Annotated in this window: 9 protein-coding genes; 4 read left to right on the forward strand and 5 right to left on the reverse strand. The window is 53.8% G+C overall.

The features are described 5' to 3' along the window. Nucleotides 1-100 precede the first annotated feature (100 nt). On the reverse strand, nucleotides 101-1258 hold the full coding sequence (yeiB, locus tag FN037_RS11410) for a DUF418 domain-containing protein YeiB (RefSeq protein WP_138359990.1): 1158 nt from the start codon (nucleotides 1256-1258) through the stop codon (nucleotides 101-103). A gap of 16 nt (nucleotides 1259-1274) precedes the next feature. Further along, a complete protein-coding gene (gene folE / locus FN037_RS11415) occupies nucleotides 1275-1943 on the reverse strand; it encodes a GTP cyclohydrolase I FolE (protein ID WP_138359991.1) in 669 nt (222 codons plus the stop codon). Nucleotides 1944-2309: 366 nt separating this feature from the next. Here folE and fghA point away from each other — a divergent pair, with 366 nt between their 5' ends. Then, nucleotides 2310-3146 carry an S-formylglutathione hydrolase gene (fghA, locus tag FN037_RS11420; RefSeq protein ID WP_138359992.1) on the forward strand — a complete coding sequence of 279 codons (837 nt, stop codon included), beginning with the start codon at nucleotides 2310-2312 and terminating at the stop codon, nucleotides 3144-3146. A 453-nt stretch (nucleotides 3147-3599) separates the two neighbouring features. After that, on the forward strand, nucleotides 3600-5555 hold the full coding sequence (locus FN037_RS11425; RefSeq protein ID WP_142502274.1) for a ligand-gated channel protein: 1956 nt from the start codon (nucleotides 3600-3602) through the stop codon (nucleotides 5553-5555). Between the two features lie 152 nt (nucleotides 5556-5707). On the opposite strand, the gene FN037_RS11430 is transcribed toward FN037_RS11425, so the two are convergent. Beyond that, nucleotides 5708-7177, reverse strand: coding sequence for an amino acid permease (locus FN037_RS11430; protein WP_138359994.1), 1470 nt, complete (start codon nucleotides 7175-7177; stop codon nucleotides 5708-5710). A gap of 161 nt (nucleotides 7178-7338) precedes the next feature. Further along, nucleotides 7339-8205, reverse strand: coding sequence for a DNA-binding transcriptional regulator YeiE (gene yieE / locus FN037_RS11435; protein ID WP_138359995.1), 867 nt, complete (start codon nucleotides 8203-8205; stop codon nucleotides 7339-7341). 356 nt (nucleotides 8206-8561) lie between these two features. On the opposite strand from yieE, the gene FN037_RS11440 reads away from it, so the two are divergent. Beyond that, nucleotides 8562-9611 carry a YeiH family protein gene (locus tag FN037_RS11440; protein WP_142502275.1) on the forward strand — a complete coding sequence of 350 codons (1050 nt, stop codon included), beginning with the start codon at nucleotides 8562-8564 and terminating at the stop codon, nucleotides 9609-9611. Between the two features lie 96 nt (nucleotides 9612-9707). Continuing rightward, on the forward strand, nucleotides 9708-10565 hold the full coding sequence (gene nfo / locus FN037_RS11445) for a deoxyribonuclease IV (RefSeq protein WP_142502276.1): 858 nt from the start codon (nucleotides 9708-9710) through the stop codon (nucleotides 10563-10565). Nucleotides 10566-10931: 366 nt separating this feature from the next. On the opposite strand, the gene fruA is transcribed toward nfo, so the two are convergent. Further along, nucleotides 10932-12620 carry a PTS fructose transporter subunit IIBC gene (gene fruA, locus FN037_RS11450; RefSeq protein WP_142502277.1) on the reverse strand — a complete coding sequence of 563 codons (1689 nt, stop codon included), beginning with the start codon at nucleotides 12618-12620 and terminating at the stop codon, nucleotides 10932-10934. Between the last annotated feature and the right edge of the window lie 9 nt (nucleotides 12621-12629).

The following is a 12629-nucleotide window of genomic DNA, read 5'->3' on the forward strand; positions in this document are numbered from 1 at the left end:
AGGTGGCTATTCTGGCAGCGACGCGCGGCGCGCTGCGTGAGTGAAGTCACAGGGATGGAAACGGTTACATCTATTTTATTAACGATTGTGATCCAGATCGTTATCGTGATGTATCTTTTAATGATGTCCCTGAGGCACGACATGTTAACTGACGCCATAGCCATTCAACGGGCCCCTGACGAAAATGACGTAGCCAAAGCCACGAGAAGAGGAGATTAACCGTCCATATTGGCGGTACAAAGGCCAATAACGATAAGCGGTCAAACTTCATAAAGAGATCGAAACGGTAAAACAGCGTCGTACAAATCAGGGTTTGCAACAGATAGTTGCTCAACGCCATGCGGCCAACGCAGGCAATTGCCGCCGCCAGGCGCAATTTACACAACTGCGGCCAGAAGCCCCATGCCAGCGCCGCGTAGCCAATCGTTTGCAGCGGCGCACTTATCTCGCGCGGCGCCTGGAGCAGGAATGCACACCAGCGATAATCCCAGCCGAGATGCCACTGGGTAAAAATCGACGGCAAATTAATCGCCATTCCGACAATAATCAACAGTGCGCCAGCGCAGCGGTAATGACGCAGGCTGAACTGCCCTTTGAGCCAACCGCTGCGCATCAGCGCGGCCCCCATCAACATCATCCCCGCCAGTTGCCAGCCGTACTGCGCGCCCAGCGCCAGCAGGCTATCCGACAGCATATCCGCACGATTGCGCACCGCCTCAAAGCCGCCATTCAGCTTCCAGAACTGCTCATATTGCACATTCGCCGCATCCGGTACCCAGGAACGATTTGGCGTGTTGCCGGAAATCAAGCCCAGCAGTACCAGCACCGCCACACCAATGAGGTACAGCACCACACCGGTATTAAACAGCGATTTGGCATCATGGGCCTCGCGCACCATCCGCCAGCTCACCAGCCCGACCAGCGCGTAGGCGAGCAGGATATCGCCATCCCAGAACAACAGACCATGAATAAAACCAAGCAGCGCCAGCAGCGTCAGACGCGACTGGATCCAGCGCTTGCCGCGCGGCAGCAGAAGCTGAAGCCCGGCACCGAATAACAGCGCGAACAGCGTGAGGAATTTGACCTGCGCCAGCAGATCGAGGATCGCCCAGGTCCAGGCATCACTATCAGAAACCCGCCCGGACCATGCCGGATTGAGATAAGCGGCCTTCGGTAAACCGAAGGCAACGATATTCAGCAGCAGGATACCAAGGATGGCGACGCCGCGGACAAAGTCCAGCGTGACATTTCTCTCCATCTACCCTGCCCCATTTTTAGTTATGATGGCGTACGGCGCGCAGGAACTCCTGGCGAGTATTCTGACTGGATTTAAACAGACCGCCCAGCGATGTCGTGGTCGTGGCGCTGGTCGCATCGCGAATGCCGCGCGCCTTCACGCAATAGTGCACCGCGTCAATCGAAACCGCGACGTTATTAGTGCCCAGCAGCGTTTGCAGCGCGGTGAGGATCTGCTGGGTCAGGCGCTCCTGCACCTGTGGACGCTGGGAGAAGAACTGCACGATACGGTTGATTTTCGACAGGCCAATCACCGAATCTTTCGGAATATAGGCGACGGTCGCTTTACCATCAATCGTCACAAAATGGTGTTCGCAGGTGCTGGTGAGGGTGATATCACGCACGGTCACCATTTCATCAACCTGCATCTTATTTTCGATGACGGTGATTTTGGGGAAGCGGGCGTAATCCAGGCCGGAGAAAATCTCATCGACATACATTTTTGCGATACGATGCGGCGTCTCCATCAGGCTGTCATCACTTAAATCAAGGTTTAACAGCTGCATAATCTCGGTCATGTGTCCGGCAATCAGACGCTTGCGAGTTTCATTATCAATTTCTTGCACTGGCGGACGCAACGGCGTCTCCAGCCCACGAGCGACAAGCGCTTCATGAACGAGTATGGCTTCTTTACTCAGTGATGACATTTATAATCTCCTGCAGGTGTGGCGCGCTTTGCTCTTCTGAGGGCAAAGTTTGTATCATTGTGCGTGAGGTGACGCACAGAATCCAGTGGCCGCCGCGATAATTGTTGAAATTGGCCTTACCTCTCGTTCCATGTCCCCAGTCCCGCAAATGACGATACGTCCGGAAATGCCTTACACAGATTGCCGAAATCAAGCTCATCACGGGGACATGACGCAATTCCTGACGCGATGGCAACAGCAGTATGTTGGTTAAACGTTGCATTAATGATGCAATACGTTCCGAAAAGGAGAAAGTGAAAGTTGCTCACGGGTGAATGAAAATCTGTATTATGAAGAATTACGCGCACAACCCATAAGGAGCCTTGCATGGAACTGCTCGAAGAGCACCGCTGTTATGAAGGTCGGCAGCAACGCTGGCGGCACGACTCCACGACGCTGAACTGCGCAATGACGTTCAGCCTCTTTTTACCGCCCTCTGCCACCGACACGCCGCCACCGGTTCTCTACTGGCTGTCCGGGCTCACCTGTAACGATGAAAATTTTACCACCAAATCGGGGGCGCAGCGGGTTGCCGCTGAGCTGGGTATTGCGCTGGTGATGCCGGACACCAGCCCACGCGGCGAACACGTTGCCGATGACAGCGCTTACGATCTGGGTAAAGGCGCTGGCTTTTATCTCAACGCGACTCAGGCGCCCTGGTCCGCGCATTTTCGCATGTACGATTACCTTTGCAACGAGCTGCCGCAGCTGATTGCCAGCGAATTTAACGTCAGCGAGCGCTGCGCCATCAGTGGACATTCCATGGGCGGCCACGGCGCGCTGATTATGGCGCTGAAGAACCCGGGCCGTTTCGTCAGCGTATCGGCTTTCGCCCCTATCGTTAACCCGGGCCAGATTCCCTGGGGTAAAAAAGCATTTACCGCTTATCTGGGTGCGGATGAAACAACCTGGCGCGCCTGGGATAGCTGCGCCTTAATGCAAGCCAGCCGGGCGGAGGATGCGATACCGACCCTGATCGACCAGGGCGATAGCGATCCATTCCTTGCCGAACAGCTGCAACCGGCGGTTCTCGCTGAAATCGCGCGGCAGAAAAGCTGGCCGCTGACCCTGCGTATTCAGTCGGGTTATGACCACAGCTACTATTTTATTGCTTCCTTTATTGAAGATCATTTGCGCTTTCATGCGCAGTATCTGTTGAATTGACATCCCCCGCGCCTTCCCGAATATGATGTAGCCGCCAGGCGTTTTGCCTGCGGCTCTGCCCGCCGCCTGCTTACTGATACTCACCCGCTTTAATCCCTGCGATCGAAATGCATGAAAGGTCTCACGCTGCAAATTAGGAATTTGCTAAGTGATTTTGATTATCATTAACATTTAAAAATAGATATCATTTTTTACAATTCTCCCATTTGTTTTCATTAATGGCTGTTTTTATCCCCTACTCAACCCAGGTTGCAGGATAAAAATGCTGGCTCTGGCTCCACATAAGCAGAGCAACGCGGCACGTGAGCGACAGATTCGTCAGCAATAACGCGCCGCAGTGAATTTGTGCAGCCAGCACAGCCTGTCGCCTGAAACAGGGTGGAGACACAAGACAAAAAACAAGGTTTACGCATTACCTGATGGAACTTTTCTCACTTAAAATGGAATGAATCAATGACCAGACCTCACGTTAAATTACTTGCCGTGGCCATATGCGCGGCAATCTCTTCGCAATTTGTTCATGCTGCTGATAATACGATGGTCGTTACGGCCACAGGCTTTGAACAAAAAATCCAGAATGCGCCTGCATCTATTTCTGTTATCACCAAACAGCAAATTGAAGATAAAGCCTACCGCGACGTAACCGATGCGCTTAAGGATGTACCCGGCGTGGTCATCACAGGCGGCGGCAGTAGCAGTGACATCAGCATTCGCGGCATGTCTTCCCAGTACACATTATTTCTTGTCAACGGTAAGCGTATCAGTAGCCGTACCACGCGCCCGAACAGCGATAACTCAGGGATCGAACAGGGCTGGCTACCACCGCTGGAATCCATTGAACGGATTGAAGTCATTCGCGGGCCAATGTCCTCGCTGTACGGCTCCGACGCAATGGGCGGCGTGATTAATGTCATCACCAAAAAAATCTCGAATACCAAAGCGTGGAGCGGCTCGCTGCACGCGGACGCCACCTTCCAGGAAGACCGCGACTCCGGTGATTTATACCAGACTAACGTTTATGCCTCTGGCCCTCTGATTGATGGGGTGCTCGGGGCCAAAGTGACTGGCTTATTCTCCCGCCGCGCAGAAGATAAAATTGAGTATGGTTACAACGAACAGAAAATGCGCAACGGCGGCATTACTCTGAATTTTACGCCCGATGAAAAAAATGACTTCGATCTGGATTACTCCCGCGAATTGCAGGACCGTAATAGCACCCCGGGTAAGTCAAGATCCGCCGGACGCGGTAAAGATAACTCGCATTACCAGCACACCAACTACACACTTACGCATAACGGCTATTACGACGACATCAATTCCACCAGCTACATCCAGCGTGAAGAAAGCAATAATGCCGGTCGCCACATGAAATCCTACAACACCATCTTCAACACTCAGAACCAGATTTTCCTCGGCGATCACACCCTCACCCTCGGAGGACAGTATCGCTACGAGAAGCTCAGTGATAAAGGTAACAAGTTCGAAGCCGCTGACCGTTTAAGTAAGCTGACACGCTGGAGCTGGGCGCTGTTTGCTGAAGATGAGTGGGCTATCACCGACAGCTTCACGCTGACTGGCGGCCTGCATCTGGATAAAGATGAAAATTACGGTAGTAACTGGACGCCGCGTGGATACGGCGTATGGCATCTGACAGAACAGTGGACGCTGAAAGGCGGTATTTCCGCAGGCTATCGCGCACCGGATCTTCGTCAGTCCTCCGCCGGTTGGGGGCAAGGTACCGGCGGGCGTTACCTGGACGGCATTATTGTTGGTAACCCGGATCTGAAACCCGAAAAAAGCCTGAGCGAAGAAATTGCGCTGATATGGGATAACGCGGATAATCTGAACGCCAGCATAACGGCATACAATACTGATTTTAAAGATAAAATCACCGAAGTCCGTCGCTGTAACAGCAGTACCGACCCCGCCTGCAAAATCGGCAATCATGAATACGATTTCGTCAGCGATCGCGTTAATGTGGACAAAGCGATTATCCGTGGCGTCGAGTCGACCTTTGGCTGGAAGATAACCCGCGATCTGAACTGGACTGCAAACTATACCTATACAAAATCAGAGCAGAAAAGCGGTAAGTTTTCCGGTAAGCCATTGAATAAAATGCCCAAGAATATGTTTAATACAACCGTAGACTGGCAGGCGACAGCGGATTTTGGCTTATGGAGCCGCCTGAACTTCCGCGGTAAAACTTCCGAGTACCTGAGCCGTACTTCCATGGCGAAAAGCAAGCCGTCTTATACTCAGGTGGATATCGGCTTACGCTACAACCTTCCGCTGGACGTGCTGCTAACCGCTGGCGTTTACAACGTTCTTGATAAGCAGATCGACGATGATACCTACGATATGGTACTGGACGGTCGACGCTACACCGTCGGCATAACGTATAACTTCTGATAGGTAACGGTGTCAATAAACCACCTGCTATGCGGGTGGCTCAGGTTGCTGACAAAGTGCGTTAACCGCCACCTGACGGAAATCCGGGCACAATGTCTAATACAGGTTGCTCATCAGCCTCAAGCCCTCCAGCCGGAGGGCTTGAGCTCACCTTAGTCTTTAAAACGCTCCGGGAACGTCATTTCGCTATAGCGCACAAAGCGGGAACCTTTCGCCAGTTTGTAACCAAACCAGATAACCAGGAACAGCGGAATACCGATATAGGTCGCCGCGACGCCGCCCCAGTCGATAGTGTCTTTCAGAAACGCTTCGTAGTTCTGCCCGAGGGTAATAATCAGGCACAGCACGAAGGCGAAGATCGGCCCCAGCGGGAAGAACCCTGAACGATACGGCAGATTATTCAGATCGTTCCCTTGCAGCACATAGCCGCGACGGAAACGATAGTGACTAATCGCAATACCCAGCCAGGCGATAAAGCCGGTCATCCCGGACGTATTGAGCAGCCACAGATAAACGGTCTGATTACCAAACATTGAGCTCAGAAAGCAGAGCGCTGCAATCACGGTTGTAGCGTACAGCGCATTACGTGGTACGCCGCCTCTGGACAACTTAGCGAAAATGCGCGGCGCTTTGCCATCACAGGCCAGGGTGTAAAGCATGCGCGTAGACGCATACATCCCGGAGTTACCGGCTGACAGTACCGCCGTCAGAATAACCGCGTTCATGATCGCCGCAGCCGACAGCAGTCCCGCATGCTGGAATACCAACGTGAACGGGCTGACGGAAATGTCTTTTACGTCATTACGCAGCAGGCTCGGATCGGTATACGGAATGATCAGGCTGATAATCAGAATCGCAAACACATAGAACAGCAGAATACGCCAGAATACCTGCCGCACGGCGCGCGGAATGTTCTTTTCCGGATTTTCCGACTCGCCCGCCGCAATACCGATAAGCTCAGTTCCCTGGAATGAAAAGCCGACAATCATCGCCACGCCAATCATCGCCGGCAAACCGCCCGCAAACGGCGCATCGTTGATGGTCCAGTTGCTCCAGCCAGCAGGCTGGGCGCCTTTAAAGATACCGACGATCATCATCACGCCGACAATAATAAAGATAATAACGGTGGCGACCTTAATCAGCGAGAACCAATATTCCGCTTCGCCAAAACCTTTTACCGAGATCCAGTTCAACAGGAACATCACGCCAAGGAACAGTGCGCTCCAGATCCAGCCGGGCGTATCCGGAAACCAGTAGCCCATCACCAGTTGCGCGGCAACGAGGTCAACGGCGATCGTCACCGCCCAGTTGTACCAGTAGTTCCAGCCCAGCGCGAAGCCAAAGCCTTCCTCGACATAATTTTGCCCGTAAGTGGCAAATGAGCCAGAAACCGGCATAAATGCCGCCAGTTCGCCAAGGCTGGTCATCAGAAAATAGACCATCAGACCGATGAGAATATAAGAGAGTAGCGCGCCACCGGGGCCGGCCTGCGAAATCGTTGCGCCGGAAGCAACAAAAAGACCTGTGCCGATGGAACCGCCAATCGCGATCATGGTCAAGTGGCGTGCCTTCAGTTCACGACGTAGACCGGGCACTTCTGTGGTTTTAGTATCCGAAACCATGTGAAAATTCTATCCATCCAAAAAACGAGGCGAGATTGTAGCAGAGTGTCGGGGGTCCATCCGATACAAATGCGGAGTTATAAGAGAGCTTCATGATCGCGCATGAATTATTAGTAAAGTAGTAAATCGCAGAAATATCAGCATTCAGCTTGATCGACAGCCTACCCTGCGCAGTATTGCAAAAAGCGCTGTAAGGCTTTGGAAATATGCTTCTGCCGGTGGTGAATACGCCACAGAGTGCGGGTTAATTGTGGCAACGGGATGCTTAACTCCACCAGTGAGCCTACTTCAAGCTGTTCTGCAACCACTCGCCGTGAAAGACAGCTAATCCCTAAACCATGACGCACGGCGTGCTTGATGGCCTCAGAGTTGCCCAGTTCCATCCCAAGGTGAAATGCCGGCAAATGCGACAATAATAAATAGTCGACAATTTCCCGTGTCCCGGAGCCGTGTTCACGTAAAATCCACGGCGCTTCAGCCAGTCGTTGCAACGTCACCGCCCCTTCCAGTAACGGCGAATCCGGGGCCGCAAAGACCACCAACTCATCTTGCAACCAGGGTTCAGCAATAATATCCGCGGCATGGCAAGGGCCCTCAATAAGCCCGATATCCACGCGCAGATCGGCCACCGCGTTAATCACATCCTGACTGTTCCCCACGCTGAGTTCCAGCGGTAAATCCGGGAAATCGCGTCGATAGCGCGCGATAATTTCCGGCAGAATATAGTTACCGATGGTGCTGCTGGCATAGACGCGAATCGCGCCATTATCGCCGCAAAACAACTGCTCTATCTCCAGCGCGCGCTCCAGCAGCGCCAGCGCCCGTGGATAAAGCAGCCTGCCGTGTTCGTTCACCACCAGCCTTTTACCAACACGGTCAAATAACTGTACGCCAAGCTGCCCTTCCAGATCGGTCAACGCCGCGCTGACTGCCGATTGCGATAGCGCGAGCATTTGTGATGCCTGCGTCGTAGAACCACTCTTTAAAACTTCGGCAAACACTTCCAACTGCCGTAGCGTAATATGCATAAATCTTCCTGCCTTTATATACGGCGTGTCTATCCGCTATCCCTGGGAGATGAAGAGCAGAACCCATCCCACTCAGCGAGCCGGATATACACGTCATTATTCCAACTGCCTTGCGATTCCAGCCACATCGTGATCTCCGTTGCCGGGTACAGCCTGAAAGACTCGCTTGTCTCTCGCCGGTGAGTCGCTTTCGACTCATCGCATTCATTGCCGACGCCTCTACCCCTTGCTAGCCGCCGTGTTACATCCTGTCATGATCGACCCTATACCACTTATTACGATTGATTATAAATATATAATCAATTTTATATTTAAACCAGCGAGTCGTATGCTCTTCCCGTACAAAGGAGAAGGTTATGACAGCACTCACTTTACCGACTAAACATAGTCCATTACGACGCTTTACACCTGGTCTGGCGCTAACCGCCATCGTTACCGGAGTCGCACTGTGGACGGGTCACTTTCCGGCGATCGCTGGCGCAGGATTCAGCACGCTAACGCTGGCGATTTTGTTCGGCATGATCATCGGAAACACGGTTTACCCCAAGATCTGGTCGTTTTGCGACGGTGGCGTGATCGTTGCCAAACAGCATCTGCTGCGCCTCGGCATCATTTTATACGGCTTTCGCCTGACGTTCGCCCAGATTGCCGATGTCGGGATAAGCGGGATTACAATTGACGTTCTGACCCTATCCAGCACCTTTTTTATTGCCTGCTTTGTTGGACAACGGGTTTTCAATCTGGATAAACACACCAGTTGGCTGATTGGCGCCGGGAGCAGTATCTGCGGTGCGGCGGCGGTGCTGGCCACTGAGCCGGTCGTCAAAGCGGAAGCCAGCAAAGTTACGGTCGCCGTCGCCACGGTGGTCATTTTCGGCACCCTCGCCATCTTTCTGTATCCGGCAATCTACCCTTTGCTGGCGCCCTGGTTTACGCCGGAAACCTACGGCATCTATATGGGATCGACGATGCATGAAGTCGCTCAGGTCGTTGCCGCAGGCCACGCCGTCAGCCCGGATGCGGAAAACGCAGCGGTGATTACCAAAATGCTGCGCGTGATGATGCTGGCTCCGTTCCTGCTGCTTCTTGCCGCTCGCGTTAAGCAATTAACACCAGCGGGCAGCGGTGAGAAAAGCAAAATTACCATTCCGTGGTTTGCGATCCTGTTCATTCTGGTTGCGGTGTTTAACTCCTTCCACCTGCTGCCGCAAGCCGTTGTCAATATGCTGATCACCCTGGATACCGTGCTGCTGGCAATGGCAATGGCCGCGCTGGGCCTGACGACCCACGTCAGCGCGCTGAAAAAAGCCGGCGCCAAACCGCTACTGATGGCGCTAATGCTCTTCGCATGGCTGATTATCGGTGGCGGGACGATTAACCTCGTCATTCATCGCCTGTTAGGCTAACAGCCCCTCGCAAGTCAGGTGATATTTCTGATGATGTAACTCTCCGGCTAAGCCGCTATCATTACCCTCTAACCAGCGGCTTAACTGGAGTTTTTTATGAAATATATTGGAGCGCACGTCAGCGCCTCCGGCGGAGTGGCCAATGCCGTCATTCGCGCAGACGAAATCGGCGCTAACGCATTTGCCCTCTTCACCAAAAATCAGCGTCAATGGCGCGCCGCGCCCCTGAACGACAACACGATTACGGAATTTAAAGCCGCCTGCGAAAAGTATCATTTCGGACCGGGGCAAATTCTGCCGCACGATAGCTACCTGATAAACCTCGGTCATCCGGTTGCCGAGGCGCTGGAAAAATCCCGCGATGCTTTCATTGATGAACTCACCCGCTGCCAGCAGCTTGGCCTGACGCTGCTTAATTTCCATCCGGGCAGCCACCTGCAGCAGATACAGGAAGAGCAGTGCCTGGCGCGTATTGCCGAATCAATCAATATCGCGCTGGCAAAAACCGAAGGCGTGACGGCGGTAATTGAAAATACCGCAGGCCAGGGCAGTAATCTGGGCTTTAAGTTTGAGCATCTGGCGGCCATTATCGACGGTGTGGAAGATAAATCCCGCGTCGGCGTATGTATTGATACCTGCCACGCTTTCGCCGCCGGTTACGATCTGCGCGGCGCCGAAGCGTGTGAAAAAACCTTCGCGGATTTCGATCGCATTGTCGGTTTTCAGTATCTGCGCGGTATGCACCTGAACGATGCGAAAAGCGCTTTCGGTAGCCGCGTTGACCGTCACCACAGTCTGGGTGAAGGCAATATTGGTCACGATGCCTTCCGTTGGATCATGCAGGACGATCGTTTCAACGGTATCCCGCTGATTCTGGAAACGATTAATCCTGATATCTGGGCGGAAGAGATCGCCTGGCTGCGAGCACAACAGACGGAAGAAGTGCCAAGTTGATACTTTGTCCGATCGAGCAGGAGGCAGATTTTAATCTGCCGTCCTCGCACACCACCGTACGTACGGTTCCGTATACGGCGGTTCCGGCTATACGCTTGAGCCATTGTATCGTATCTGCGACTGATATCAGTTCCGCTTTATCCCATCGACTTTCCGGCAACGCCTGATTCATATGAGATGCCTCTGCACTCCACGTCCGCTCCATGTCGATTTGCAGGCCCGGAACTCCCCTATGCCCAATTGCGCCAGTTTTCTCACCTGAATCAGCCTTCCCAGCGCCGTTCAGGACGCTGCGCGTCATGCCCGGTGCACCAATAAAAAAAGGGCAGAGAAAACTCTGCCCTCAGAGACGGATTGCAAGGCTAATCAGGCGGCCTGGTCTACCGCCTGAACGTCAGGACGTTTCAGCACCGCGTAGGAGAGACCTGCGACCAGCGTACCGACAATAATCGCCATCAGGTAGCCGAGCACCGGCGTAATCGCGCCAGGGATCAGCAGGACAAACAGACCGCCATGCGGCGCCATCAGTTGCGCGCCAATCGCCATGGAAATAGCGCCGGTCACCGCGCCACCAACGATACAGCAAGGCAGGACGCGCATCGGATCACGCGCAGCGAACGGAATAGCGCCTTCGGTGATAAAACACAGGCCGAGAACCAGCGCGGCTTTGCCACCTTCCCGCTGCGCTTTGTCGAACTTTTTACGCGCAACCAGCGTCGCCAGCCCCAGCGCCAGCGGAGGAACCATACCGGCAGCCATAATTGCCGCCATCGGCCCATAGGTTTGGGTGCTCAGCAGGCCCACACCGAACGCATAGGCGGCTTTATTCACCGGCCCGCCCATATCGGTACACATCATACCGCCGAGGATCGCCCCGAGCAGAACCGCGTTTGCCGTTCCCATCGTTTGCAGCCAGTGGGTCAGCGCGTCGAGGATCCCGGCAACCGGTTTGCCGATCAGGTAAATCATCGCCAGACCAACGATCAGGCTGGAAACCAGCGGAATGATCAGGATTGGTTTCAGCGCCTCCATACTCTGCGGCAATTTCAGTTTCGAACTGATCGCTTTCGCGACATAACCCGCCAGGAAACCGGCAATAATGCCGCCGATAAAACCAGAGCCGCCGCTGACTGCCAGCATACCGCCAATAAGCCCCGGGGTCAGACCCGGACGGTCAGCAATGGAGAAGGCGATAAAGCCCGCCAGCACCGGCACCATCAGTTTGAAAGCAGAACCACCGCCGATGTCCATTAGCGCTGCGGCCAGGGTATCTTTTACTTCAAAAGCTTTAATACCAAAAGCGAAAGAGAGCGCAATGCACAGGCCGCCCGCCACCACCATCGGCAGCATGTATGACACGCCGGTCAGCAGATGACGATAAGCGCCAGCAGACTCTTTTTTATCTTCCGCTGCGGCCTGAGATTTACCCGAGGGCTGATACGGTTTCGCTTCAGCAACCGCTTTATCCAGTTCCTGGGCGGTTTTCTTCAGCGCCAGCCCGGTACTGGTGCGATACATCGGCTTACCGGCAAATTTCGCCAGGTCCACTTCAATATCGGCAGCAACCACCACCAGATCCGCCTGTTCAACCTCTTCCGGGGTGATCGCATTACCCGCGCCCACGGAGCCGCGAGTTTCTACTTTCACCCACCAGCCACGTTTTTTGGCTTCGGTTTCAATAGCTTCAGCCGCCATAAAGGTATGCGCCACGCCGGTCGGACAGGCCGTTACCGCCACAATACGTTTTGGACCGTTGGACGCTGCGGGTAAAACCGCCGCGGTCGGCGCGGTGTAAGGCGTCGCATGGTTTTTGGCTTCACTCAGGAACAGTTCCGGGTGTGCAACAGCACGATTGATATCCCCAAGATAAACCTTCTTACCGTTCAACGCGCTATCAGCTGGCAGCGCCGTGCCCAGCACGATTGCCAGTTCAGCGTCATGTGGGTTATCAATCAGTTCAAGTTGCGCTTTTTGCGCCGCACGGCTTAACAGAGTCTTCGCCATATAGGCGCGAGCCTGTCCAAGCCCGGCATCAATAATCAGCAGCGTTTTCATTATGCCTCT

This window comes from Klebsiella sp. 2680, assembly GCF_900198535.1.
In the GTDB taxonomy this organism is placed as follows: domain Bacteria; phylum Pseudomonadota; class Gammaproteobacteria; order Enterobacterales; family Enterobacteriaceae; genus Klebsiella; species Klebsiella indica.

Coding starts and splice junctions, on each gene's coding strand:
- yeiB (WP_138359990.1), bottom strand. CDS start 1,258: ATGGAGAGAAATGTCACGCTGGACTTTGTCCGCGGCGTCGCCATCCTT.
- folE (WP_138359991.1), bottom strand. CDS start 1,943: ATGTCATCACTGAGTAAAGAAGCCATACTCGTTCATGAAGCGCTTGTC.
- fghA (WP_138359992.1), top strand. CDS start 2,310: ATGGAACTGCTCGAAGAGCACCGCTGTTATGAAGGTCGGCAGCAACGC.
- FN037_RS11425 (WP_142502274.1), top strand. CDS start 3,600: ATGACCAGACCTCACGTTAAATTACTTGCCGTGGCCATATGCGCGGCA.
- FN037_RS11430 (WP_138359994.1), bottom strand. CDS start 7,177: ATGGTTTCGGATACTAAAACCACAGAAGTGCCCGGTCTACGTCGTGAA.
- yieE (WP_138359995.1), bottom strand. CDS start 8,205: ATGCATATTACGCTACGGCAGTTGGAAGTGTTTGCCGAAGTTTTAAAG.
- FN037_RS11440 (WP_142502275.1), top strand. CDS start 8,562: ATGACAGCACTCACTTTACCGACTAAACATAGTCCATTACGACGCTTT.
- nfo (WP_142502276.1), top strand. CDS start 9,708: ATGAAATATATTGGAGCGCACGTCAGCGCCTCCGGCGGAGTGGCCAAT.
- fruA (WP_142502277.1), bottom strand. CDS start 12,620: ATGAAAACGCTGCTGATTATTGATGCCGGGCTTGGACAGGCTCGCGCC.